Origin of the sequence: Marinobacterium nitratireducens (genome assembly GCF_014645375.1) — a bacterium.
In the GTDB taxonomy this organism is placed as follows: Bacteria; Pseudomonadota; Gammaproteobacteria; order Pseudomonadales; family Balneatricaceae; genus Marinobacterium_A; species Marinobacterium_A nitratireducens.
The window spans coordinates 256,367-282,582 of the sequence record NZ_BMLT01000007.1; the positions used below are offsets into that span (position 1 = coordinate 256,367).

A 26,216-nucleotide genomic window follows, 5' to 3' on the forward strand; every position below is an offset into this window, starting at 1 on the left:
GGCGAAGCGATCGCCAACGGGAATGAAGGGAAAGGGCTTGCGGGAGGTTCCCCTCCCGCCAGGCGCCTGTCGGGCTTGGTCGATCGTAACGAGGGGAAGTCCCTGCAGTTTTTGAGCTGTTTTTTGGCGAATAATGCTTCTGTTCACCAAGCATGCGCTCGGAAAACGGCCGTAATCGGCTTTTCGGCAGTGGATCAGGGCAGTCCTAAGTTCAGCTCTTGGTCTCCCGGGGACGGCGTGCACGTCGCCGCTCGTTACCCGTGACGGTTGCAATGCGGGGCGCTTCTTCGTCCGGCTGGAGCAAAGACGCCAGCGCGATGGCGATGCTCTGCGAGAGGCACATGGGCGCAGCCAGTGAGCGGGAAAAACTGTATTCATCTTCCGGAATACTGAACAGCACCGTCGAGTCCTTGGCCAGCGGAGACAGCGGACTGTCGGTGATGCCGACAATCGGTGCACCGGCCTGGCTGGCAATATCGGCGATGCTGATGGTTTCCTTCGCATAGTGCCGGAATGCGATCGCCAGCAACACATCGTCGGGTCCCATGGTCCGTGCCATTTCGGGCGCCAGGCCGCCGGCGGGATCGAGCAGCACGACACGCTGCTTCAGCATCGTTAACAGGTAGCGGAGAAAGATCGCGATCGACTCTGATCGGAGCTGACCTGCGATGTAAATCGTATTGGCATCTTTCAACAGCGTGGCCGCGCGTTGGAGGTTTTCCTCGGTAACCGAATTCAACAGTTCCTGCAACGTCGCGATGTCGCGCACGACAAGATCATGCATGAAACCGACGATGCCTTGTTCCCGACTTTTGCGGATATCGGTTTTCAGCGCCTTGACGCGCTCATCGAACCCTGGGGCCGCGGTCGCCAACCGGGACTGGAAAACCGTTTGCATCTGCTTGAAGCCGGAATAGCCGAAAACCTGCGCGAAACGCACCAGTACGGACGGATGGACGCCGCACTTGGCCGCAACCGAATTCACCGACTCCATCGCCACGTTGTTCGGATTCTGCGTCACATAACGAGCGACCTGCTTGTACCGTTCCGACAGTTTTTCGTACTGGTTGGTGATTTCGTTGACGATTTGCTCGTAGTGGTCAGGTGGTGATTTCTGCTCCGAAACGGAGCCGCTTTTTTCAGGCATCGGGACGCGTCCATTACAATCTGGGTATTCTTATTATCCCATTGATAACACGAAGCGGCGAGAGCCCCCAATCATTCTGCGACGTAAGCGGGGCCGGTCGACGATACCGGCCTCGAATGGTCACTCGCCACCTGCGCACAGCCTACTCCGCTTTGAGCGGCCTCTCGCCCGACCTCTGCTCGCCTCAAAGTTTAGGGTACCGCCAGCCAACTGCGCTCCCTGGACGACAGCACTGCGGTATCGATCACCTTCTGGATTTCCCAGGCCTCGCGGAAGTCAGGGCCTTCCGGGTCCTTGCCGCGAGCAATCGCCTGCAGAAACTCCGCCACCTCGATCGTTTTGAGATCGTTGAAGCCCAGTTGATGTCCCGGAGCCTTGCAGAAATGACCGTAGGGTGTGTGCTGCGGACCGGCTTCGATGCGCTGATAGCCGGCGTATTTCGGATCGTTACCGGCTTTGAAGTACAGCAGCTCATTGAAGCGTTCCTGGGTGAATGCTAGCGAGCCCTTCGAGCCGACCAGCTCAAAGCCCAGCTGCATCTTGCGCCCGGTCGCGACCCAGCTAGCTTCGATAGAGCCCTTGCAGCCCCGAGCGAACTGCACGGTTAGGCGCGCAATATCGTCCAGCTGGACTGCTCGTGTCTCGCTCGATCCCGGTGCGATTGGTCGCTCTTTGATAACGGTTTCCAGATCCGCGTTGAGGTCACTGATTGGGCCGAGCAGAAACCGGGCCATGCCGACAATGTGACTTCCCAGATCTGCGAGCACCCCGGCACCGCCCGCCGGATCGAATCGCCAGCTATAGGGCAGCTGCGGATCCGCCATGTAGTCCTCAGCATGAATACCACGAAAGCTGGTGATCTCGCCCAGCTCGCCGGACTCGACCATCTGCCGTGCCAATTTGAGCAACGGGTTCTTCAGATAGTTGTATCCGACTTGAGTCATGACGCCGGCGGCCTCGGCCGCCTCCATCATCTCCCGGGCATCAGCTGCGCTAGGAGCGATCGGTTTTTCACAGTGGACATGCTTGCCGGCGGCAATGGCGGCCAGGGCCTGCTCCCGGTGAAGGGTGTTCGGTGTCGTGATCGACACGATACCCACCTCGGGATCCGCCACCAACGCTTTCCAGTCTGTAGTGCCACGTTCAAAGCCGTACTGGACGCGCGCACGTTCCAGCGCGTCTTCGTTGATATCGGCAACCACTTTCAGAACCGGATTGAGGCTGTCGGGATAAATGCCTGCGGCAGCACGATACGCCAATGCATGTGACTGGCCCATAAAGCCAGTACCGATAATACCAATACCAATATCACGCATTTTTTAACCTCTTATAAGTTTTGGCAGGCGTGGTTTCTGGCTCAACTTCAAGTCCCTGTAAAAATGGATTTTGCAAACTAGGCCAGTTATTAAATGGCAGGATTAAACGTGCCGGGAGACCTATTTAATCGCCAAACCCGCTTACGAGAAACCGATCTCTTGGGCATTGACCACCAACACCGGATCCAGGTCTCCGGAGAAACACTTCAGAATGTTCTCGACCGCGGACACCGACATGCGCATGGCCGCCTCCTGCGTCAGGCCGGCAACGTGCGGGCTGAGCAGCACGCGCGGGCAATCCAGCAGCGGATCCTCAGCTTTCGGCGGTTCGTCGACCAGTACATCGAGTCCGGCACCACCGAGCCGACCCTCCTTCAGCGCCGCACAGAGCGCTTGCTCATCGATGATGCCGCCACGGGCGGTATTTACGACGATTGCCGACGCTTTCATCAATGCCAGCTCCCGCTCGCCAAGCAGCGCCTTGCCGTCGATCAGTGGCATATGCACCGAGACGAAGTCGGCTTCGGGCAAGCCTTCGTCGATCGTTGCCACTGGAGCACAGCCTTTTTCACGGATGAAATCATCGCTCTGGTAGGGATCGAATACAGCGACGCGCATGCCGAAGGGCAGGGCCAGATTGGCCACGCCCTGGCCGATTCGGCCAAAGCCCAGCAACAGCAGCGTCCGACCGGCCAGCTCGGTGGCGGAAAATGCGTTGCGGCAATTCCAGTTTCCGCCACGTACCCCCGCATCGTGGTGCAACGCCTGCTTGGCGACCGCCAGCATCATCATCAAGGCATGTTCCGCGACTGCGCCGGAGTTGACGTCGCCCACGATCGCCAGCGGAATGCCACGTTCATTGAGCGCCTTGACGTCAACCGAGTCGAACCCGACGCCATGGCGTGAGACAACTTTCAGCTTACTGCCGAGCGCGACCTCTTTCGATGTCATCGGCTGGGTGCGAATCAGCAGCCCGTCCGCCTTTTCGAGCAGCGGCGCGTAGCTTTCGGTGCTAACCTCCTCGACCAGGTCAAAGGTCACGCCGGGCGCATTCCGAAGGCGTTCAAGTCCCGCCTCATGGATTTTTCCGGCCACGAGAATGTGCGGCATATCAATATCCCCCTGCACTACTGGACGAAAACACTGCGGAACCACCCTGCAATTCGCGCACTTTGTCGACACTTGCCTTGGCCGCGCCGGCCAGCAGACGAACGTCGTTGGACACCGTGACCAGGTCGAACCCCCACTCCAGCGCGCGGGCAGCATATTCCGCCGATCCGTTGTGAAGACAGGCCCGCAACCCCGCTTTATGCGTACACTGGAGGATATGCTTGATCGCCTCGATCATCTCCGGCTCCTCCCGGTCGAACCCCGTGCGATACTTACGGCCGGTCAGTCCCAGGGTCAAATCGGCCGGGCCGATGTAGACGCCATCCAGACCCGGTGTGGCAAGGATTTCGTCGATATTTTCGACCGCCTCCGCCGTTTCGATCATCGCAAAACAGAGAATTTCGTCGTCCGCATGCTGGCCGTAGTCGGCACCCGCGGCAAAGTTGACCCGCGTCGGACCGAAGCTTCGGTTACCGGTCGGCGGATACCGCACATAGGACACCAGCCGGGCCGCCTCCTCGGCGTTATTGATCATCGGACAGACGATTCCGTAGGCTCCGGCATCCAGGGCTTTCATCACCGCGCCCGGATCCAGCCAGGGGACCCTGACCATGGGTGTTACACCACTCGCCCGCATGGCCTGCAACATGGTGGTACCGACTTCATACCCGACAAGGCCGTGCTGCATGTCGATGGTGATCGCGTCATAGCCTTGCTCGGCCATGATTTCCGCCGTGAAAGGACAGGCGATGGACAACCAGCCGTTGATCGCCTGCCCCCCTTTGGACCAGATCTGCTTGATTCGATTGGGAACCATAGTGCTACCTCTATACCGTGATCTGCGCGAGTTTGACGTTGGTGTAATCGTGGATACCCTCTGAACCACCCTCGCGTCCCATCCCGCTGTCCTTGATTCCGCCAAAGGGCGCTTCGGCCGCCGCCAGCGCGAAGCTGTTGACGCCCACCATCCCAGCCTCGAGCCGCGCGACCACTTCACGAATACGCGCCGCGTCCCGGGTGAAGGCATAGGCCGACAGACCGACGGGCAAGGCATTCGCCCGCGCGTATGCCTCCTCGGTACTGCTGAAAGATGTAATGGCGGCGATGGGGCCGAAGTTTTCCTCCGCCATGGCCTGGGCATCGTCCGGCACGTCAGCGAGTACCGTCGGCTCGAAGAAATAGCCCGCGCCAAGGTGTTCCGGGCGCTTACCCCCGGTTACCAGGCGCGCACCACGCTCGACAGCATCTGCCACCACCGCTTCGATCGCATCCAGTCGACGCTGATTGATGAGGGGGCCCATCTGGGTGCTCTGTTCGAGCCCGCTACCCAGCTTCAGCGCCAGCGCCCGCCGGGCAAACCCCTCGACAAAACGCTCGTACAGACTCTCGTGCACATAGAAGCGGTCGGCCGTGACACAGACCTGCCCAGCATTGGCATATTTGGTCGGGACGCAGAGATCCAGCGTCTGTTCAAGATCCGCATCTTCAAAGACCAGAACCGGCGCATTGCCGCCCAGCTCCATGCTGACCCGCTTGACGGTATCGGCCGAGTCACGAATCATCTGCTGACCGATCGCCGTCGACCCGGTCAGCGAAATCTTGCGCACCACCGGCGACGCCAATACCGGGTTATAGGTGTTCTGTGTCGGACCGATAACGAGGTTTACGACACCTTTGGGAATGCCCGCCTTGCGCAGGCATTCGAACAGCACCATTGCGGTACCGGGCACTTCGCTGGACGGCCGCACGATGACCGAACAGCCTGCCGCCAGCGCCGGTGCCACTTTGCGGGCGATCAGGACCGCCGGAAAGTTCCAGGCCGTGAAGGCACCCACGACACCTACGGGCTCATGATGGACTTCGATACGCCCACCCGGAGCACGGCTTTCGACAATGCGACCATAGAGACGCCGGGCCTCCTCGGCGTACCAGCGGAACTGATCGATGGATAACGCCCACTCCCGCTGCGCCTGCACCAGGGGCTTTCCGGTTTCCAGCGAGATACAGCGCGCTGCGTCCTCGGTGGCAAGTACCATCTGGTCAGCCACGGCATGCAACAAATCGGCCCGGCTCCAGGCAGCCGTCTCACGCCATACCCTGAACCCCGCCTCGGCCGCCCTGATGGCCGCCTGCGTATCCTCGACAGAGGCAGCCTGCACCTCGCCTAAAACGTCGGTAGTGGCGGGGTTGAGCACCGAGATGATGGCTTCACTGCTCCCCTTGCACCACTCACCGTCGATGAAAAGTCCGTAATTGTTATACATAGCGTTGAGACTCTCCTGAACGTGATTTTTGGGGAGAATGGCTTCGGGCACCTCCCCCTTCCGACTTCACTTGCAACGCCTGTCAGCCGAGCCGGTTGCTCCGCACTCTCCCGATAGCGTCCCTAGTGTCATGGCAGCAAGATAGCCCTTTCGCAACGTTAATTGCAAACATTTTTTTAAAGCAACTTAAATTGAAGACACCTCTGGTACAGTCATCGTCACATAGACCAGGGCGAGCATCCGGGCTGAGCGACGCCAAGTGCGTAAGGTTCCTCCGGCTCACACGGACAGGCAGAATTACAAAAGCGCTTTTGCAACTTTAATTTCTATTTTCATTGGCTTGCAATTTTAGTTGCTATAGGTTTTTTTAGCATTCAATAAATAGAAAGGCACTTTGACAGAGGTACTGATATGCCACGCACAATCAACCATTTCATAAACGGCCAGGAAGTAGCGGGACGCGGTGCGCGCACCAGCCAGGTCTTCAATCCCGCAACCGGTGAACAGAGCGGCACGGTGCCGCTGGCCAGTACCGACGAAGTGCGGGAGGTCGTGGCGATTGCAAAGCAGGCCTACCCCGCCTGGTCCAGCACGACGCCGCTGCGACGTGCCCGCATTCTTAATCGTTTTCTGCGCATCCTCGAGGAGCACATGGACGAACTGGCGGCCGTCATCACCGCCGAACATGGCAAGGTACTCTCCGACGCAAAAGGCGAAATTCAACGCGGAATGGAAGTGGTCGAGTTCGCGGTGGGCGCGCCGCAACTGCTAAAGGGCGAGGTTACAGAAAATGTTGGCACGCGGGTCGATAGCCATGCACTGCGGCAACCGCTCGGAATCGTTGCAGGCATCACCCCGTTCAACTTCCCGGTGATGGTGCCGATGTGGATGTTCCCGGTCGCGCTGGCGTGCGGCAACTGTTTCATTCTGAAACCCTCGGAGCGGGATCCGTCGGCTTCACTGCTGATCGCCAAGTGGCTCAGGGAAGCGGGCCTGCCCGATGGCGTTTTCAATGTCGTCCAGGGCGACAAGGAATCGGTCGATGCCCTGCTGACCGATCCGGACATCGCCGCGGTAAGCTTCGTCGGCTCGACACCGATCGCCCGTTACATCTACGAAACCGCTGCCCGCACCGGCAAGCGCTGCCAGGCGCTGGGGGGCGCCAAAAACCACATGATCATCATGCCGGACGCCGATCTCGATCAGGCCGTCGATGCGCTGATGGGGGCGGCCTACGGTTCTGCCGGCGAGCGCTGCATGGCAATTTCCGTCGCGGTTCCGGTTGGCGAGGAAACGGCCAACGCCCTGGTCGCCAAACTCGAAGCCAAGGTTCGGGAACTCAACGTCGGGCCGGGTACCGATGCCACATCGGAAATGGGTCCGCTGGTCACCCGCGAACACCTCGAGCGAGTAAGCGGCTATATCGCGTCCGGCGTCGAGGAAGGCGCGAAACTGGTTGTGGACGGCCGGGACCTGAAAATTTCAGGGCATGAAAACGGCTATTTCATCGGCGGCACCCTGTTCGACCACGTCACGACCGATATGAAAATCTACAGGGAAGAGATTTTCGGGCCGGTACTCGCCGTTGCTCGCGCAGACTCCTACGAAACGGCCGCCCGCTGGATCAACGAGCACGAGTTCGGAAACGGCACGGCGATCTTTACCCGCGATGGCGATGCCGCCCGCGAGTTCGCCCACCAGATCCAGGTCGGGATGGTTGGCATCAACGTACCGATTCCGGTACCGATGGCGTTCCACTCCTTCGGCGGCTGGAAAGCCTCGCTCTTCGGCGACCATCACATGCATGGGCCCGAGGGCATACGCTTCTACAGCAAGCTCAAGACCATCACATCGCGCTGGCCCACCGGCATCCGGGCCGGAGCGGACTTCGTCATGCCGACGATGCAGTGACCACAGGACGGCTCTTGCAGACTTGAAGGTCTGCTCTTTATACGGCCGTTGGCCGCACCGATAGCTTGATATATCGGTGGTTATTAACCCGGTGAATGTCAACAGCCGGGTTAATAACCTTGTTTATTCGTTCGCAGGAAAGAGACAGCCTTATGAGTACCAACCCTGTCGTTAAAAAGCTCGGCCGTCGTTTGCGACTCGGCGTGGTCGGCGGAGGCCCTGGCTCCTTTATCGGATCCATTCACCGGGGAGCTGCGTTGATGAACGAGCAATACGAGGTCGTCGCCTGCGTACTTTCATCGGATCCCGGCCGTTCGGTCGCTGCCGCCGCCGAATTGGGCATACCGCGAGGCTATCGGCACATCGAGGACATGATAGAGTCGGAAGCCACCCGAGAGGACGGCATCGATGTCATCTCGATCATGACGCCGAATGACAGCCATTACAAAATAGCGTGCCTCGCTCTGGACAAGGGTATTCACGTCATCTGCGAAAAACCGCTGACCAATCTTTACCATCAGGCAAAGAGCCTTGAGATTCGCGCAAAAAAATCAGGTCTGCAGTTTTGCGTGGCCTACGCCTACTCCGGCTACCCGATGGTCCGTCAAGCGCGAGCAATGGTGGAAGCGGGCGAGCTGGGCGAAATCAGAATGATCCAGTGCAATTACGTTCAGGGCCACCTGGCGGAAATGAGCGAAGCGGAACTGCAAGGCAAAAACTGGCACATGCGTGCGGATATCGCCGGCGAGGATCTGATCGTCGCCGATATCGGTACCCACTGTTACCACCTATGCTCCTATGTCACGGGCATGCTGCCCGAGCAACTCAGCGCGGACAGTTGCACCATGGTGCCAGGCCGCTCGGCCACCGATTTCACCAGTATCCAGCTGCGATACGCCAACGGTGCCCGCGGTTCCTTCTGGGTAACCCAAGCCGCCGCCGGCGCCGAACATGGGCTCTATCTGCGCGTCTTCGGCAGCAAGGGCGGTATCGAATGGCACCAGGAACACCCGAACGAGCTGCTCTTTCGCAGCCTGGGGCACCCCGCCCAACTGCTGACCAAGGGCAGGCCCGGCCTGTACGAAAGTGCCAATCGCGCTACCGGTGTGCCCGTAGGGCACCCGGAAGGATACCGAGAAGGCTTCGCCACCCTCTATAACGATTTTGCCGACGCCGTTAGCGATACGATCAAGAATATTCGAAATCCCCTAATCCATTTCCCCCCGATAGAGGACGGTGTTCAGGGCGTGAGATTCATCGAGGCGGCGATCGAATCTAATCGAGGCAATGGCATGTGGGTTTACATCGAGCCAAAGTTCACTAACTGTTATTAGGCAAATGCCAGCGCCTTTTCCTGTAAAGGCTTTCAGCACGACAGGCATGTGAACCACGAAGCTGCGATGCCTGCCCATGGTTCCCTCTCGATATCTCCTCCCGCCGAGTGGGTCGGGTCGGTCCCGACCGAACCGATGATTTGGCGGTCATTAAAATAACGGCCGTTTCCTGGCCATCGTCACCAGTGGCTCCGCGTCCTGCCGGCGTCACGCCCCCGCTCCCCCTACGCTGACCGAAACCGAGCCCCCTGCCCGTCCGCCCACACGCAACCACATGGGGCGAACACGTCGGCACAAAGCCATGCCTCCCCAGGTATCTTTTCTATTTTCAATGACTTGCGTAGATCAGGCATCACTGTAGAACACAGGGAACAACAGTATTGCAACGTTAATTGCATCTTATCATTGACAGCAATATTGATTGTTATGTAAGGTGATACCCAACACTGACATCAGGGAAATGTGAGCTTTATCGGATTCTGCCTCTTGCGAGGCAACCAATACCTTTGAGTCAGTTTTGACACTGACCTCAGACCTCCAATTTTAAGAAAAATATAATAGGAGTTGCGTTATGAACAACGTACTTCGAGAGGACGTGTTGCCTTCGCGCAGCCCTATGCCTCAACTTCGAAGCTATGAATATGTGCTGGAAGTTGTGAATGCCCGCAAGGAGTTTCCAGGCGTGGTGGCACTCGATGACGTCTCGCTGAGGATCCGTCCGGGTACAGTACATGCACTGATGGGTGAAAATGGTGCCGGTAAATCCACCCTGATGAAGATTATTGCCGGCATTTATCAACCGGATGCTGGCGAGATAAGGCTCAGGGGCGAAAACGTTCACCTCGAAACGCCTCTTGCCGCACAGGAAGCGGGTATCGCCATGATTCACCAGGAACTGCTCCTGATGAACTATATGACCGTCGCCGAGAATATCTGGATCCGCCGCGAACCGAAGAACAAATACGGTCTGGTCGATCATGCCGAAATGCACCGCATGACGGCCGAGCTGTTCGACCGTCTCAACATCCATCTGGATCCGGAGGCCGAAATCAGCGAACTGTCGGTCGCCAACCGTCAGATGGTCGAGATCGCCAAAGCGGTCTCCTTCAACTCCGATGTCCTGATAATGGACGAGCCGACCTCGGCGATCACCGAGAAAGAGGTGGCGCATCTGTTCGAGATCATCCGCGATCTACGCGCCAAGGGCATCGGTATCGTCTATATCACCCACAAGATGAACGAGCTGTTCGAGATCGCCGACGAGTTCTCGGTGTTCCGCGACGGCCATTACATCGGTACCCACCTCTCCTCCGAGGTCACGCGCGACGACATCATCCGGATGATGGTGGGCCGCGAAATCACCCAGATGTTCCCGAAGGAAGAAGTCGAACTCGGCGACGTCGTCATGTCGGTCAAGAACCTGAGCCTCGAGGGCGTCTTCCATGACATCTCCTTCGATCTGCGCCAGGGCGAGATTCTCGGCTTCGCGGGTCTGGTCGGCTCAGGCCGCTCCAATGTTGCCGAAGCATTGTTCGGCGTGACCCCGGCCACCAGCGGCACCACCGAGATCAACGGCCAGCCGGTGGACATCCAGACTCCCCAAGATGCCATCAAGCTGGGCATGGCCTTCCTCACCGAGGACCGCAAGGAAACCGGCTGCTTCCTGCCATTGGATATCCAGGAGAACGCCCAGGTGGCGGTGATCCATGACGAATTCGTCAACAGCGGTTTCATCAGCGAGGGCAAGCTCGTCGACGCATGCGTCGAGATGTGCAAAAAGCTGCGGGTCAAAACCCCCAACATGCACGAGTGCATCGAAAACCTGTCTGGCGGCAATCAACAGAAGGTGCTGATCGCGCGCTGGCTGCTGACCAACCCGAAGATACTGATTCTGGACGAGCCCACCCGCGGCATCGACGTCGGGGCCAAGGCGGAGATCCACAGCCTGATCACCCAGTTGGCCCATAAGGGCGTCGCCGTCATTATGATCTCGTCGGAAATGCCAGAAGTGCTCGGCATGAGTGACCGCATCGTCGTCATGCACGAAGGTCACGCCACCGGCATTCTGGATCGCTCTGAAGCGGACCAGGTGAAGATCATGGATCTGGCCGCCCAATAACAACAAACGCCGTTTCAGGATATTTGAGAGGTCATTATGTCTACAACAGCCACCACTGCAACCGCCGCCAGCGCTCAACTGCGCGCCAAAAAACGCATGCCGCCGGAAGTCGGCATCTTACTGGTCCTGTTCGGCATCGCCGCCTTCTTCGAGGTACTGGGCTGGTTCCTGGTCGACCAGAGCTTCCTCGGCAACATGGCCCGTCTGCAGATCATCATCCTGCAGGTCTCGGTCATCGGCATCATCGCCGTCGGCGTCACCCAGGTCATCATTACCGGCGGGATCGATCTGTCGTCAGGCTCGGTGGTCGCGATGAGCGGCATGATTGCCGCGACCTTCGCCCAGAACTCGGAATGGCCCAAGGTTATCTTCCCGGCCCTGACCGACCTGCCCTTTATCGTGCCGCTAGCGGTGGGTCTTGGCGTGGGCGCCCTGGCCGGCTTCCTCAACGGTTGGTTCATCACCAAGACCAAAATCCCACCGTTCATCGCCACCCTCGGCATGATGGTCTCGGCCCGCGGTGTCGCCCGCTGGTTCACCGACGGCAGCCCGGTCTCCGGTTTCACCGAAAGCTTCGCGATGCTGGGTAACGGTCTGGACCGCTGGATGCCGGTGGTCATCTTCCTGCTGGTCGCGGCGTTCTTCCATGTCATGATGCGCTACACCCGCTTCGGCAAGTTCACCTACGCCATCGGCGCCAACCCGCAGGCGGCCCGCGTCTCCGGTATCAACATCGAAACGCACCTGATCAAGGTCTATGTGATCGCAGGTCTCTTGGCAGGCCTGGCCGCCATGGTCGCCATCGCCCGCATCAAGACAGCCCAGGCCGGCATGGGCCTGATGTACGAGCTCGACGCCATCGCCGCAGCCGTTATCGGCGGGGTCTCGCTGTCCGGCGGTCGCGGTCGGATCACCGGCACCGTGATCGGTGCCCTGATCCTGGGCGTGATGCTCTCGGGCTTCACCTTCCTTCGGGTCGATGCCTACTACCAGGACATCATCAAGGGCGCGATCATCGTCGCCGCGGTGGTGGTCGACCAGCACCGCCAGGCCAAGCGCAGCAAGAAGACCTGACCGGGTTAATAGCTGTAAAACAAAAGGGGCGCCTCGGCGCCCCTCAGGGTACTGACAAACCCCGGTCAAGTTGATCAGGGGGGTTTGTTTTCCCTGCTGGGTCTCGCCTTTTCCTTGATGAAGGGATAAACGCCGGGCGCTTTGGGGTGTTTAGGAGCAGCGCCCCGAAATGCTTGCGCCTAATCGCGGAAGTGAAGGCTACATGGCCAGATCAGGCTGTGAGCAGCGCGATTTTTTGATGTTCTGCGCGGCAGCCGCCAGTAAGCACTGGGCTTTCATGCGATCCAATCCCCGGAACCGCCCATAGCGGTAACCGTGCAGCTCCTTGGCATCGGCAAAGCTTCGCTCCACCGTTTCCTTGCGGCGTTGATAAATGAGCTGCCCTCCTGGGCTCAGGCGGTTCTGCCCGATGCGCTCTTTGCTGTCTTCCCAGACATGGCGCATCAGCGTTTTTACGCCTTTCGCGTTGTCAGTACAGCGTTCGCGCTGCGGGCAGTGCAAACAGCGAGCGGGGTCTGAGCGGTAGTGCCGATAGCCGTTACGATCAGTGGTCTTGTAGATCAGTAAGGCGCCCTCGGGGCAGGTATAACGATCCTGCTCGGCGTCGTAACGGTATTCCCGCTTGTAAAAGTAGCCCTTACGGTGGGTCGGTCGACGCTAGCCGATGACGCCGTAGATTTGGCGATCCTCCAGCCCTTTGCAGATGCCTGCGGTAAAGTAGCCCGCATCGAGGCCCACCGACTGCACGTCGAAGCCGAAGCGCTTCTGCTGCCGATCCAGACGTTCCAGGTAGGACAGTCTGTCATGCACGATACCTGGCGTCAGGTGAACATCGGTGATGATGTTACAACGCCCGTCCACGGTGCGGTGATCCAGGTAGAAAAAGCCTTTGGGCTTGCCGTCACGCACCATGTAACCGCTATCAGGGTCGGTGGTGCTCTGTTTAATGTCCCGCGTCTCGGGTTCGCTCGAGCGCGGCGGCAAGGGCTTTTTTCCATGGGCCAGGCGATCCTCCTCTACCGCCTGATCCAATGCCTCCAGATAGTCTCGGCTTGAGCTGGCCGCACGGGCTTTGATCCACTTGTTCTTGTTGGCATTGGCCTTCAAGTGGGTTGAGTCGGTGTACAGTATCTGGCCGGATACCAGCTTCTTGCGCATCGCCTGCAGGACAATCTCATCAAAAATCTGCTGGTACACCTCGGACTCGTTGAAGCGTCGGCGCCGATTCTGGCTCAGTGTTGAAGCGTCGGGCACCTTGTCGGTGAGGTTCAAGCCAAGGAACCAGCGATAGGCCACGTTGACCTGCACATCCCGCATCAGCTGGCGTTCGCTGCGTACGCCGTACAGATAGCCGAGAAACAGCAGTTTGAACAGCAGGGTCGGATCGAGCGCCGGCCGACCGTTATCGCTGCAGTAGAGGTCTTTGACCAGCTCATGGATGAAGCCGAAATCGACAGTCTTATAGATCTTGCGTAACAAGTGATCGGCGGGGACGAGTTCGTCGATGCAGACGAATTCCAACTCGGACTGGGTAGGGGCTCTGTCTTTTAGCATGGCCCCATTATAAGAAGTCCCCGCCGCTGGGCGAGGACTTTGTCAGCAGTCTGAGGGGCGCCTCGGCGCCCCTTTGTCGTTTATGAGTAAGTGGTAAAGCGTGAAGCGTGAAATGCGAAGCGGGAAGCGGGAAGCGGGAAGCGGGAAGCGGGAAGCGGGAAGCGGGAAGCGGGAAGCGGGAAGCGGGAAGCGGGAAGCGGGAAATTGTAGGTGTCTCTGAGCGAAACAAACGGCACCTTAAGTCGATGTAGCGTGGAACAACAGGACTCCATGGATGGAGGAATTAGGGCGAAGCAGGATGCCATAGCCGAGCGGTTCCACCACCACTTCGATATCGACAATGTTGCAGCACCGCCACCGCCACCGCCAACCTATTGTATTAACATTGTTGATACACTCGAACGAAGGCAAGTGCTAAGCGAGTGACCGTGAAAATGTGGGACAACAGCGCCTCGATGCGTATCCCGTCAGCAATCATGGATGCAGCCAAACTGCATATAGACCCCATTGTGGACGTGCGTGAAGAGGGCGGCCGGATTGTGATCGAACCGATCTGGGAAGAAGACTACAAACTGGAAGACCTGGTTGCCGGTATCACGGAGAGCAACCTTCACAGCGAGGTTGATTACGGTCTGGAGGTCGGTAAGGAAGCCCTTTGATGGTGGCGCGCTATGTGCCCGAAGCTGGTGATATTATATGGTTGCAATTCAATCGCAGGAGCCCTCAACAAAACGCCCGCAGTAGCGGGCGTCAAAGGTCGTTTTATGTTTTTACTGAGGTCAGTGAAGTTTCATTTTTGGTCTAACCACTTTTGCAATCCGATCGGTTAGGACAACCAAAACGCCTCTGAGGTATCCGTGAATCGAGAACTGATGCATACGATAAAGGGAGACGTAGAAAAGCCTTGCCACACGACCTTCGATAAACAAGCTATTCCTGTGTAGGTTACCCATTAAATTGCCGACCGCACTGAATCGACTCAGGCTCACAAGAGAGCCGTGATCTTTATATCGATAATCTTTTAGATTACGCCCATTACTTGCTCTGATAATATTGGTAAAAACTGTCGAAGCCATCTGATGAGCCGCCTGTGCCCTCGGCGGAACAAGCTTTCCATTCTCCTGTGTAAAAGAGCAACAGTCACCTATTACCCATATATTCTTGCAACCACTAGCTTGCAGCGTTTTCTCTACCACAATCTGGTTACTTCGATTAGTGGTTAGGCCCTCGATTCCTGAGATAAAATCCGGAGCCTTCACTCCTGCCGCCCAGACAATCAAGTCAGCATCGAAAAGCTCACCATCATTGGTATGAAGCCCCTCCCTAGTTGCGGAACTTACCATGACGGAGGTTCGTATTTTCACTCCGAGCTTCTCCAGTTCGCTCGCAACGGATACCGAGATGCGTTCGGGTAGCGCAGGCAGTACTCTTAAACCGGCTTCAATCAATGTAATTTCCAGTTGATCCCGCGACATGCGCGGCATGCCATGGGACTTGAGTAGATCGGTTACATGGTACAGTTCAGCCGCCAGCTCTACGCCCGTGGCGCCTGCTCCTACAATCGCTATCCGCAGGCGTTCCCCCGCCCCGAGCTGGTGAATTCCCGTAAATTTGTTTATCAGAGCATTTTGGAATCTTTCCGCTTGCTGGTAGGAGTCGAGAAAGTAGCAGTTTTCCTTGACACCCTTGATCCCAAAATCATTGGACAGGCTTCCCAATGCGAGAACCAAGGTGTCATATTCAATCGTTCTCTCAGACAACAACTGATTGCCGTTCGCATCAACTATCAGTCCAAGGGTGATACGGTTTTCGCAAGTATTAACATCGATCAACTCACCCAGCTCAAAATTATAGCCATTCCGTGCCGCGTGTGCATGATAGACCACACTTTCAGTACCTGAGTCCAGCGTTCCTGTTGCAACCTCGTGCAACAATGGCTTCCAAATATGAATACGGTTTCGGTCTACCAACGTTACCGACACCTTTCCTTCTTTTCCAAGTTTCCTACCCAGTTTGGTAACTAACTCGAGGCCACCGGCACCACCTCCAACAACAACGATGTTACGAATTTCAGTTGATTCAGAGAAGCTCATATCAGTCATGTCAACTCCAAATTAGAATTATTTATAAATTTAGAACTCAAACTAAGCGTTGGTAATAAATTGGGCTGATCAAATCGATACGACAGGTATAGAGAAGTCGCAACAGCGATTTACCAAAAGAGTTCGCCACTGTTAAACGGTCTCTTTGTGAGATGTCCGGGTGATATTATTTTAACGGGATGGCGCTGTTAGCCTTCAGTCTCATTGTACCGATCCCGAATAGAGTGGTTGGACATGTGCTCCAACCCCTTGATCATGCCGGAGTGATCCCAGCCATCGCCGCCCAATGCCACACAGGTACTGAAAATCTGCTGGGTAGTGGCGGTATTGGGCAAGTTCAATGCAAGCTCCTTTGCGCCGCTCAGCGCCAGATTCAGATCCTTCTGATGCAGGGCAATGCGAAAGCCCGGATCGAAGGTACCTTTGACCATGCGCTCGCCGTGTACGTCGAGGACCTTGGACGACGCGAACCCGCCCATTAAGGCTTCGCGCACCCGCTCCGGGTCCGCACCGGCCCTGGACGCGAACAGCAATGCCTCGGACACTGCCTCAATATTCAGTGCTACGACGATCTGGTTCGCGACCTTGGCAGTCTGACCGTCTCCATTCCCACCAACCAGCGTAATATTCTTGCCCATGATCTCGAAAAGCGGTTTGGCGCGCGCGAAGGCCCCTTCATTGCCACCCACCATGATTGACAGCGTTCCGGCCTTGGCTCCCACTTCTCCCCCGGAGACAGGGGCGTCCAGGTATTCGGCACCCAGCGCGTTGATGCGCTTGGCGAATACCTTGGTCGCCAGTGGCGAGATGGAGCTCATGTCGATCACCACCTTTCCGTTTTCCAGGCCTTCGGCGACTCCGTTGTCACCGAACAGTACTGCTTCAACCTGCGGTGTATCCGGAACCATGAGGATAATGATTTCTGCTGCACGAGCGACTTCCGCCGGATTGGCACAGGCTTCAGCCTCCTGGAGGCCCGCCGGCACGGGACTGCGATGGGTTGAAACGTACAGTTGATGGCCAGCATTGCGCAGATTCTGTGCCATCGGCAGTCCCATAATACCGGTACCGATAAGTCCGATCTTCATCAATTTCGTCTCCATTTTCCGCCAGTTCTGCCATCAGAACCTTGACGACTTTGCCCAAAACCATTTCGTGAAATATTACCCGGGGACACTGACTACAGCGCGGCAATACCGTCAAGAAGCAATTTCAGACCTGTTAAGACCAGAAAAACATTGAAGATTCCATAAAACAGTTGGGTAGAGACCCTCTTGTGCAGGTAATAGCCGATACCGATGCCAAAGGGCGCCAGTGGCAATAACAGCAGAGACGTCAGCATATTGTCGCCACTGAGCTGCCCCATCCAATAATAGGGAACAAGCTTTGCGTAATTGATCGCGGCGAAAAGCAGGCTGCAAGTTCCTATGAACAGGGTCGGCGGCAGTCGTTGAGGAATGAGATAGACGCTTGCCGGCGGACCGCCTGCATGAATCCCGAAGCTGGTGAAACCGGCTATCATCGACCAGACACTCCCTTTGACGCGACTGGGCCCCACCTCGCTACGCTTGGCGGTGCCGAACCAGTATTGTACGGCAAATGCCAGCGCCACAGCGCCGATCAGCAGCCGAATATGCGCCTCTGACAGATAGCTGAAAGTGAGAACGCCCAGCAGAATGCCCAACAGCGCACCGGGCAGCATGATCTTCAGATTTTCGGAATGCCATTGCCCCCAGAATTTGTATACTGCCAGCAGATCCATTACACAGAGAATCGGCAACAGTATGGCGGCAGCTTGTGCCGGGCTGACCGAAAGCGCCATAAGCGGGACACTGACAATACCGATGATGCCGCCAAACCCGCCTTTAGCGATGCCAAATATCAGCACAGCCGGTATTGCACAAAGGAAGAAAAACGGATCATGGATCATTACCGTACCAGCCCCCTAGTCAATAAAAAATGCCACCGGCCGAGCCGGTGGCACAAGTCCAGCCGGAGCACGGCCAGGGAGGTGCAGAACAACAACTGCCATTCAGAATCAACAGCACGGCCCTTTCGGGCAGTGTAGCGCCGTCGAACAACGCACGATCATCAATGAAGACCGAGGTTAACAAAGCGACCCCATAATTACAACATAAATTGCATATCATTAACCTTAAGCAATTATTGTTTCCACATAAAGGCCAGCACATCCCCGGCGTCTGAGGCCAAAAGAGCAATTGACACGACTTCGATCGCGATCCCACAGAACTGGATGGCGAAAACCTATACGCCCGCGCTAGCAGCCACCACTCTGGGTTTGTCCAACAGACGATTAAAAAATCGAGAACTTGATCACGGCGGGGCAACCCAATACTGGCGGACTATTTGCGCCAAGCAGCATCAGACTCGGAGCCGACACCAAAAACGAGCTTGGACAGCTTGTCCATCTGCTCGAGGTTGTCCTTGTCGACCAGTACAGGCCCGGTAATGATATCGGACTGGGGTTTGTAACCCATCTCGTGATACCAGTAGAGCCATTCCATCGGAATGTAACCCTGCAACCAGAACCCCTGCTCGGACGCCACCAGAAGATGACCATTTTTCACACCGGAAAGACCAATCGGGCCCACGTCCACGGTTAGCACCGTTAGACCCTTGGTGTCCGCATCCGGCTCCATACCCAGCTCATCCGCCACTTCCCAGGACCAGGCGGCGGTAAAGTCGGCCAGGTTGAAGATGTAGTTGGTATCGAGATTGGACGAAAGATAGGCCTTCAGTTTTTGGCGAAAGTTGGTCTCTTCAATGTCAGTCACCAGATATTCCACCGGGGCACCGACTTTCCCGAAGGCGTCCTCGATGCCTCGGCAACGTTCCCGCAGTCCCGCATGACCCGCCGTATGCAAGGTGCAGACGACCTTCCTGGGCATTGGAACCATTCCATCTTTCGCTTTGGCGAGAGCATAGAGACCGATCTTGTAGCCGGTCAGGTACTCGTCCCCCCCCACATACGTCAAGTAGGGGATTCGCTGGTCCGGCGGCCGCTTATCCGGGATATTGAACGCCACCACCGGGATACCCATGCTCAGCGCCTTGCGAATGGGAGCGTCGAGAGCCTTGGCATCAAGAATCGGCACCGCAATTCCATCGGGACGGGAGGCGATCGTCTCCTCCAGATTTTGCGCCAACTCCTCGACGCCAGACGTCAGCCCGCCGACATATTCGGTAAACACATTTGGGTATCGTTTCTCAAATTCGGCTAGAGATAGCGTCAGCCAATTCATATTCGGATCCTGGGCCCCGATGTGGGACACCATCACGAATCGGTATTCTTTTGCGGCAACGGAAATCGCAACCAGCATCGTGAACATGCTGATCAGAAAGGTTTTTGACGTTCTCGACAGCAACATGACTCCCCCCGTTCGATGCCCGGCACAGTGGCCTCTTCGTCTTTAGCGAATCGACCCCGACCGGTCCCGGGCAACGCCTATCTTCGTTTGATCGAAGGCCGGCGATTACAGTTTCAAGCATAGAAGCGTCAGATGAAGTTAGGGAGCCTGTGATTAAGTCCTTATTTCCGCTGTGACTCGCAATTAATGCAGCTGGAACTCAATCTAGGCGTCACTCTCCTGCTTTTTCCATCGACGAGCTGCCTTTTCAGGCAGTTCAGACGGATTACCCCTGAGCTCGCAACATCTGATCCACGCGAACGAGGTTTGACAGAGCAAACAGCATCGCCAGTTTGCCGTCATTTTTCTTCAAACCACGGTAACGGGCTTTCACGAAGCCGAACTGGCACTTGATGATCCGGAGCGGATGCTCGACCTTGGCGCGAAGGCTGGCCTTCAGATACTCGGTGCGGATCCTGACCTTATTGATCCGAGGATGCTTTTTCAGAGCCTTCAGCTTCCCTGGTTGTTCGGCGATATGCCAGTCCGCGCTCACATCTTTCAACTCGTTCCGCTTTCCAGCACCCCGGTAACCCGCATCAGCAAAAATGAACGCTTCATCACCGTGGAGTAGATGTTCCGCCTGGTTCAGGTCGTGCTCGTTGGCTGCCGTGGTGGTGAAGCTATGAGTGATACCTGTCCGCGCATACACACCAATATTCGCTTTCAGGCCGAAGAACCATTGGTTGCCCTTTTTGGTCTGGTGCATCTCGGGCGGTCCGCCGTTGCGGTCCCGCACCCCGCTGCGATTCTTTGTAGAACTGGGCGCTTCGATGATGGTGGCATCCATCAACGTGCCTTGCTTGAGCAACACGCCGGCCTCTGTGAGCCATTCACTAACCGCTTCAAAGATCTTCCGCGCCAGGCCATGACGTTCCAGCAAATGTCGGAAGTTCATAATGGTGGTGTGATCCGGAATAGACCGGTCCAGCGAGAGCCCAGCAAACAACCGCATCTAAGCAATCTCGTACAGCACATCTTCCATCGCCGGATCGCTCATACTGTACCAGTGCTGCATGCAATGGATGCGCAGCATCGTCATCAAAGGATAGGGTCTACGACCGAAGTGCCCTATGGGTATTTCCGGCTTTGGGGTAATGCGGTTTGACGACAGCCTCCAAACGCTGCCAAGTCACTAATTCCTCCATCCGGGCGAGGAATGTTTCCTTACGCGTGCGATGACGTTTGTGATGGTACTCGCTATCGGCGAAGGTCAGTTGCTGTTCCATGCATCAGGATCTGGTCGATTCAAGACTCGGGATTCTCTCATGGTCGGGGACTTGTTCGCATCTTCCCTAAGCACCTTGTCGACGCTTTCCTTTGCATCGCCGAATAGCATTCCGCGTGTTGTCCTTGTAGAACAGGGGGTTGTAGACGCCGGCGTAACCGGTCGCCATGCCGCGCTTGTGCAGGAAGGTGGTCTTGCCTTTCCGGGGCTAGAGGACCGGCATGCCCGCGATCGGGCTGTCCGGCACTTCATGCACCGCCGGGTTGACGATGTCGTTGGTACCAATGACCACGGAGACGTCGATGTCCGGGGAGTCCACGTTGATCTCGTCCATTTCGTAGACGATATCGTACGATACCTTGGCTTCCGCCAGCAGTACGTTCAAGTGACCCGCCACCGGGTGGATGCCGAAGCGCACGTTGACGCCCTTCTCGCGCAGTTTCTTTGTGATCTCGAACTCCGTGTGCTGCGCCTGGGCAACGGCCATGCCGTAACCCGGCAGGATCATCACTTCCTTGGCATTTTCCAACATAGCCGCCGCCGCGCCGCCCTTGGCGCCGAAGCCGAAGCCGAAGCCGAAGCCGAAGCCGAAGCCACCTAGGATAACGTTGGCGAACTTGCGGTTCATCGCCTTGCACATGATGTAGCTGAGGATCGCACCGCTGGAACCGACCAGCGCGCCGAGCACGATCAGCAGGTCATTGCCGAGCATGAAACCCATCGCCACCGCGGCCAAGCCGGAGTAGCTGTTGAGCATCGATACCACGATCGGCATGTCGGCGCCGCCGATGGCTACGACCATGTGCACACCGAACACCAACGCGATCAGGTTGGTTTTGCCGAGATCGCAAATTTCAGACGCGCTATTGAACGCTGGTCGGGAGAGAGTCCAGGTCGATATAGAAAGGACGGGCACTGAAGATATTTCTGACCGGGGCCATAAGGCCCCGGTTTTACGCATAACGCCGCAACGAACAGCAGGACTGGTTTTAGAACCGATTGATCAGTGCGTCGCTCAGGCAGCCTTTGCCGGCGCACCTGGCTTGGGCACCGCCCTGCCCTTTTCGTCGAACAGATGGCAGTGCGCCAGATCAGGAGTGAGACCGACCTGTTCGCCGAAGCGGCCGGCGTAGTCGCCTCCCGCACGGACCGTCAGCGTCTCGCCGTTCTGTGCCTTGACGTAGCAGAAGGTGTCGGCGCCAAGGTGCTCGGTAACGTCCAGCGTCACCTTGAACGGACTGGCATCGGCCGCCGTCACCTCGATATGCTCGGGCCGCATGCCGAAGGTTACCGACTCGCCGGCCTTGAGACGGCTGCCGTCCAGCGGCAGTTGATATTCGGGACCGCAGTCCAGCTTCACCGTCACGCCGGCGCGGTCGGCCTTTTCCACCTTTCCCTTCAGGAAGGCCATCTTCGGCGTACCGATAAAGCCCGCCACGAAGGCGTTGACCGGATGATGGTACAGCTCCAGCGGCGAGCCAACCTGTTCGATGTGACCACCGTTGAGCACGACCACCTTGTCGGCCAGCGTCATCGCCTCGACCTGGTCGTGGGTGACGTAGATCATCGTCGCCTTCAGTTCGTGGTGCAGCCGCGCCAGCTCCAAGCGCATCTGTACGCGCAGTGCCGCGTCGAGGTTCGACAGCGGCTCGTCGAACAGAAAGATCTTGGGATGACGTACGATGGAACGGCCGATCGCCACGCGCTGGCGCTGGCCCCCGGACAGCGCCTTGGGCTTGCGGTCCAGCAGGTGGCCAAGCTCGAGGATCTGCGCCGCCTCGTCGACCTTGCGGTTGATCTCGGCCTTGTCGGCACCGGCCAGCTCAAGCGCGAACGACATGTTCTTGCGCACCGTCATGTGCGGATAGAGCGCGTAAGTCTGGAACACCATCGCCAGATCGCGCTTGGCCGGTGCAACGTCGGTGATATCGCGGTCATCGAGGTGGATGGTACCGCTGCTCACCTCCTCGAGGCCGGCGATCAGCCGCAGCAGCGTCGATTTGCCGCAGCCGGACGGGCCGACGAACACCACGAACTCGTGATCCTTGATGTCCAGATCGATGCCCTTGATGATGTCGATATCTTCGAAGCTTTTTTTCAGATTGCGGATAGTCAGATCAGCCATGGGGAAAACCTCTTGTTGTTATTTGACGGCACCAAAGGAAAGACCGCGTACCAGTTGTTTCTGGCTCAGCCAGCCGAAAATCAGGATCGGCGCGCAGGCCAGGGTCGAGACGGCCGACAGCTTGGCCCAGAACAAGCCTTCGGGGCTGGAGTAGGAGGCCACCATCGCAGTCAGCGGCGCGGCCGACGAGGCGGTCAGGTTCAGCGACCAGAAGGCCTCGTTCCAGCACAGGATCAAGGAGAGCAGCACCGTCGATGCCAGGCCGCCCTTGCCGATCGGCAGCAGCACGCGGTAGATCTCCTGCGCCGGGGTGGCGCCATCGAGGCGGGCCGCCTCGAGGATGTCCTTGGGAATTTCCTTGAAGTAGGTGTACACCATCCAGACCATGATCGGCAGGTTGATCAGGGTGTAGATGATCACCAGGCCGGTCTTGGTATCGAGCAGGCCCGCGTCCTTGAACAGCAGGTAGATCGGCACCAGCACGCCAACCGGCGGCAACATCTTGGTCGACAGCATCCACAGCAGCGTCGACTTGGTGCGCTTGGTCTCGAAGAAGGCCATCGAGTAGGCCGCCGGCACTGCCAGCAGCATCCCGGCGAGGGTCGAGCCGAACGAGATCACTACCGAGTTCCAGGCGAAGTGGAAGTAGTCGCTGCGCTCGTCGATATGGACGTAGTTTTCCAGCGTCGGCGTGAAGAACAGCTGCGGTGGCGTGGCGAAGGCATCGATCTCGGTCTTGAAGCTGGTCAGGATCATCCAGAAGATCGGGAAGAAGATCGCCAGCGCCACCAGCCAGGCCAGGGTTGCGATCAGTACCGTCTGCAGGCGGCGGCTTTGTTTCAGGGTCAGCATGGTGAGCCTCCTACGCCTTTTCGGTTAGATTCTTGGTCATATAAGCGCCGATCATCCGGATCAGGAGGGTCTGTAATGTGCGATATTGGCTCATGTCCATCCCTCCTACGCTTTCTCGGTCAGGTTCTTGCCGATCATCCGGATCAGGATGAAGGCGGCGATGTTGGCAATAACGACCGCTACCAGGCCACCGGCACTGGCCATGCCGACATCGAACTGCAGCAGCGCCTGGCTGTAGATCAGGTACGCAAGGTTGGTGGTCTCGTAACCCGGCCCGCCGCCGGTGGTGGTGAAGATCTCGGCGAAGATCGACAGCAGGAAGATGGTCTCGATCATCACCACCACCGCGATCGGGCGCGTCAGGTGCGGCAGCGTGATATGCCAGAAGATGGCGATGGGACCTGCGCCGTCGAGGCGGGCCGCCTCTTTTTGCTCCTGGTCGAGCGACTGCATCGCCGTCATCAGCAGCAGCACCGCGAACGGCACCCACTGCCAGGACACGATCAGGATGATCGCCTGCAGCGGATACTCGGCGAACCAGTCCACCGGCGTGGCGCCGAAGAAGTTCCAGACCGCGGCGAAGACCCCGGACACGGGATGCAGCAGCAGGTTTTTCCACACCAGTGCGCTGACCGTCGGCATGATGAAGAACGGCGAGATCAGCATCACCCGGACGATGCCCCGACCCCAGAATGGCGTATCCACCAGCACCGCGATCAGCACCCCGGCGACGACGCTGATCAGCAGCGTCGCGCCGACCAGCCAGAGGGTGTTAAGCGCACCATGGACGAAGCCTTCATCGGTGAGAAAGAAGTAGTAGTTTTCCAGGCCGACGAACTCGTTGTCGCCGGGATACAGCAGGTTGTAACGGATCAGCGAGAAGTAGATGGTCATCGCCAGCGGCACGATCATCCAGACCAGCAGCGCCAGCACCGACGGCGACACCGTCAGCAGACCTACGCGATTATGGAGTTGCCGGTCGGCCTTGACCGTCGTGGGCCCGGGTGCCGATACCGCCGACACCCCGTCTTGCACGGTTGAAATACTCATGGGACAGACTCTTGTTATCGTTGTAATCGGACGTCCTGCTCCTGTGCATCCATGCACTCGCAGGAAACGTACATCCTGTACAAATTGGCCGGGGCCAGGTCCCCGGCCGGGAATTCCGTCACTCTAGAATCGACCGGGACGATCAGTTCAAGCGCCGATCAGTAGTAACGCGCGCGCTTCATTTCCCGTTCGGCGATCGACTGGGCACTTTTCATGGCCTGATCAACGGACATCTGGCCGGCCAGGGCGCCGGAGACCAGCTTGCCGACCTGGGTGGCGATGGACTGGAATTCAGGAATCGCGGCGAACTGAATGCCGATATAGGGAGACGGCTTCAGCGTCGAATCGGCAGGATCTGCGTTGTTCATCGACTCGAGTGTCTTGGCGGCAAAGGGCGCGGCGGACATATAGTCGGCGTTGGCATAGGTCGAGGCACGGCTACCCGGGGGCATGGCGGCAATACCGAACTTGTCGGCCACCAGTTGGCTGTAGGCCTTGGAGGTCGCCCAGGTGACAAACTCGGTGGCGACGTCCTTGGCATCCGAACTGACCGGAATCGCCAGCGCCCAGGACCAGAGCCAGCCAGCCCCCTTCTCGGTCACTTGTTTCGGCGCCAGCGCAAAGCCTACCTGGTCCCCGACCTTGCTCTGACTTGGATCGGTGACAAAGGAACCGGCCACGGTGGAATCGACCCACATCGCGCACTTGCCGGAGCTGAATAGCGCCAGCGTTTCGTTGAAGCCATTGGACGAAACCCCCGGCGGGCCGTAGTTGTTCAACGCATCAACATAGAACTCGATGGTGTTGGTCCAGGCCTCGCCCGTGAACTCCGGTTTCCAACCCTCGTCGAACCAACGTGCACCGAAGCTGTTAGCCAGGGTGGTGACGATCGCCATGTTCTCGCCCCAGCCGGCCTTGCCGCGCAGGCAGAGGCCATACTGCTCCTGATCCGGCTTGTGCAGTACCTTGGCGAAGTCGCGCATCTGGTCCCAGGTTGGGCGCTCCGGCATGGTCAGGCCGGCCTGCTCGAACAGGTCCTTGCGATAATAGGTCATCGAGCTTTCGGAATAGAACGGCAGCCCGTACAGGATACCCTCGACCGACAGGCCATTGCGTACGGCTGGGAAGATGTCCTCCAGATCATAGTCTGCGGGCAGATCCTTCATCGGCTCGAGCCAGCCACGTTCTCCCCAGATCGGGGCTTCGTACATGCCGATGGTCATGACATCGAACTGGCCGCCCTCGGTGGCGATATCGGTGGTCAGGCGCTGGCGCAGGACGTTTTCCTCGAGCACGACCCAGTCCAATTTAATATCAGGATGGGATTTTTCGAACTCACCGGACAACTCCTGCATGCGGATCATGTCGCCGTTGTTGACGGTGCCGATGGTAACGGTCGTTGCGCCAATAGCCAACGACGATCCCATAGCGATAGCTGCTGCCACTGAGACAGAAAGAACAAGTGGTTTTTTCATTTTTGAATCTCCGGTTATTATTGTTTTAAAGCCGACGACCGGCTATTAAACATCAGAAAAGTGAATCGTTCCCCGTTTCCTTAACTCTCATTACTCAGAGATATCGTGCGGCGAGCCAAGCCATTAT

The 26,216-nt window shown here is 57.6% G+C and carries 18 protein-coding genes and 3 pseudogenes; 5 read left to right on the top strand and 16 right to left on the bottom strand.

The genetic code is table 11. The features are described 5' to 3' along the window. Window positions 1-211: 211 nt before the first annotated feature. From IEX85_RS15205 to IEX85_RS15225, 5 genes are all read right to left on the bottom strand, one after another. Window positions 212-1,147: a MurR/RpiR family transcriptional regulator gene (locus tag IEX85_RS15205; RefSeq protein WP_188861458.1), complete on the bottom strand. Its 936-nt coding sequence runs from the start codon at window positions 1,145-1,147 to the stop codon at window positions 212-214. A 191-nt stretch (window positions 1,148-1,338) separates the two neighbouring features. Beyond that, a complete protein-coding gene (locus IEX85_RS15210) occupies window positions 1,339-2,463 on the bottom strand; it encodes a Gfo/Idh/MocA family protein (RefSeq protein ID WP_188861459.1) in 1,125 nt (374 codons plus the stop codon). A 141-nt stretch (window positions 2,464-2,604) separates the two neighbouring features. After that, a complete protein-coding gene (locus tag IEX85_RS15215) occupies window positions 2,605-3,573 on the bottom strand; it encodes a hydroxyacid dehydrogenase (protein WP_188861460.1) in 969 nt (322 codons plus the stop codon). Window position 3,574: 1 nt separating this feature from the next. Next, window positions 3,575-4,390, bottom strand: a complete 816-nt coding sequence (locus IEX85_RS15220) for an HpcH/HpaI aldolase family protein (protein ID WP_188861461.1) — start codon at window positions 4,388-4,390, stop codon at window positions 3,575-3,577. A gap of 10 nt (window positions 4,391-4,400) precedes the next feature. Next, on the bottom strand, window positions 4,401-5,837 hold the full coding sequence (locus IEX85_RS15225; RefSeq protein ID WP_188861462.1) for an NAD-dependent succinate-semialdehyde dehydrogenase: 1,437 nt from the start codon (window positions 5,835-5,837) through the stop codon (window positions 4,401-4,403). Window positions 5,838-6,248: 411 nt separating this feature from the next. On the opposite strand from IEX85_RS15225, the gene IEX85_RS15230 reads away from it, so the two are divergent. The 4 genes from IEX85_RS15230 (at window position 6,249) to IEX85_RS15245 (ending at window position 12,275) form a co-directional block, all read left to right on the top strand. After that, complete coding sequence (locus IEX85_RS15230) at window positions 6,249-7,748, top strand: CoA-acylating methylmalonate-semialdehyde dehydrogenase (RefSeq protein WP_188861463.1); 1,500 nt, start codon at window positions 6,249-6,251, stop codon at window positions 7,746-7,748. Between the two features lie 152 nt (window positions 7,749-7,900). Then, a complete protein-coding gene (locus IEX85_RS15235; RefSeq protein ID WP_188861464.1) occupies window positions 7,901-9,082 on the top strand; it encodes a Gfo/Idh/MocA family protein in 1,182 nt (393 codons plus the stop codon). 571 nt (window positions 9,083-9,653) lie between these two features. Further along, entirely contained in the window at window positions 9,654-11,201 is a 1,548-nt protein-coding gene (locus IEX85_RS15240; protein WP_373290920.1) for a sugar ABC transporter ATP-binding protein, read from the top strand. 36 nt (window positions 11,202-11,237) lie between these two features. Next, window positions 11,238-12,275 carry an ABC transporter permease gene (locus IEX85_RS15245; protein WP_188861465.1) on the top strand — a complete coding sequence of 346 codons (1,038 nt, stop codon included), beginning with the start codon at window positions 11,238-11,240 and terminating at the stop codon, window positions 12,273-12,275. 198 nt (window positions 12,276-12,473) lie between these two features. Here the strand turns inward: IEX85_RS15245 and IEX85_RS15250 are convergent. Continuing rightward, window positions 12,474-13,829, bottom strand: a pseudogene (locus IEX85_RS15250) (IS1182 family transposase). A gap of 422 nt (window positions 13,830-14,251) precedes the next feature. Between IEX85_RS15250 and IEX85_RS15255 the strand changes: the two are divergent. Further along, entirely contained in the window at window positions 14,252-14,488 is a 237-nt protein-coding gene (locus IEX85_RS15255; protein WP_229721953.1) for an AbrB/MazE/SpoVT family DNA-binding domain-containing protein, read from the top strand. Window positions 14,489-14,608: 120 nt separating this feature from the next. On the opposite strand, the gene IEX85_RS15260 is transcribed toward IEX85_RS15255, so the two are convergent. The 10 genes and pseudogenes from IEX85_RS15260 to IEX85_RS15305 all read right to left on the bottom strand — a co-directional run bounded on the left by IEX85_RS15260 (window position 14,609) and on the right by IEX85_RS15305 (window position 26,041). Then, the gene (locus IEX85_RS15260) at window positions 14,609-15,931 is read right to left on the bottom strand and encodes an NAD(P)/FAD-dependent oxidoreductase (protein ID WP_188861466.1); all 1,323 of its coding nucleotides are present in this window, start codon (window positions 15,929-15,931) and stop codon (window positions 14,609-14,611) included. A gap of 188 nt (window positions 15,932-16,119) precedes the next feature. Beyond that, window positions 16,120-17,022, bottom strand: coding sequence for a 2-hydroxy-3-oxopropionate reductase (locus tag IEX85_RS15265; RefSeq protein ID WP_188861467.1), 903 nt, complete (start codon window positions 17,020-17,022; stop codon window positions 16,120-16,122). A gap of 89 nt (window positions 17,023-17,111) precedes the next feature. Next, window positions 17,112-17,861, bottom strand: a complete 750-nt coding sequence (locus IEX85_RS15270; RefSeq protein WP_188861468.1) for a sulfite exporter TauE/SafE family protein — start codon at window positions 17,859-17,861, stop codon at window positions 17,112-17,114. A 433-nt stretch (window positions 17,862-18,294) separates the two neighbouring features. After that, complete coding sequence (locus tag IEX85_RS15275) at window positions 18,295-19,320, bottom strand: substrate-binding domain-containing protein (RefSeq protein WP_188861469.1); 1,026 nt, start codon at window positions 19,318-19,320, stop codon at window positions 18,295-18,297. Between the two features lie 265 nt (window positions 19,321-19,585). Beyond that, window positions 19,586-20,588 (bottom strand): annotated as a pseudogene (locus tag IEX85_RS15280) (IS5 family transposase). Next, window positions 20,573-21,416, bottom strand: a pseudogene (locus IEX85_RS15285) (NAD(P)(+) transhydrogenase (Re/Si-specific) subunit beta); the annotation flags it as partial. The pseudogenes IEX85_RS15280 and IEX85_RS15285, both read right to left, overlap by 16 nt. 186 nt (window positions 21,417-21,602) lie before the next feature. Then, window positions 21,603-22,712, bottom strand: a complete 1,110-nt coding sequence (locus IEX85_RS15290; RefSeq protein WP_188861470.1) for an ABC transporter ATP-binding protein — start codon at window positions 22,710-22,712, stop codon at window positions 21,603-21,605. A gap of 18 nt (window positions 22,713-22,730) precedes the next feature. Then, window positions 22,731-23,564, bottom strand: coding sequence for a carbohydrate ABC transporter permease (locus IEX85_RS15295; RefSeq protein WP_188861471.1), 834 nt, complete (start codon window positions 23,562-23,564; stop codon window positions 22,731-22,733). A gap of 105 nt (window positions 23,565-23,669) precedes the next feature. Continuing rightward, entirely contained in the window at window positions 23,670-24,476 is an 807-nt protein-coding gene (locus IEX85_RS15300; protein WP_229721957.1) for a carbohydrate ABC transporter permease, read from the bottom strand. 296 nt (window positions 24,477-24,772) lie between these two features. After that, entirely contained in the window at window positions 24,773-26,041 is a 1,269-nt protein-coding gene (locus IEX85_RS15305; RefSeq protein ID WP_373290921.1) for an ABC transporter substrate-binding protein, read from the bottom strand. Window positions 26,042-26,216 lie beyond the last annotated feature (175 nt).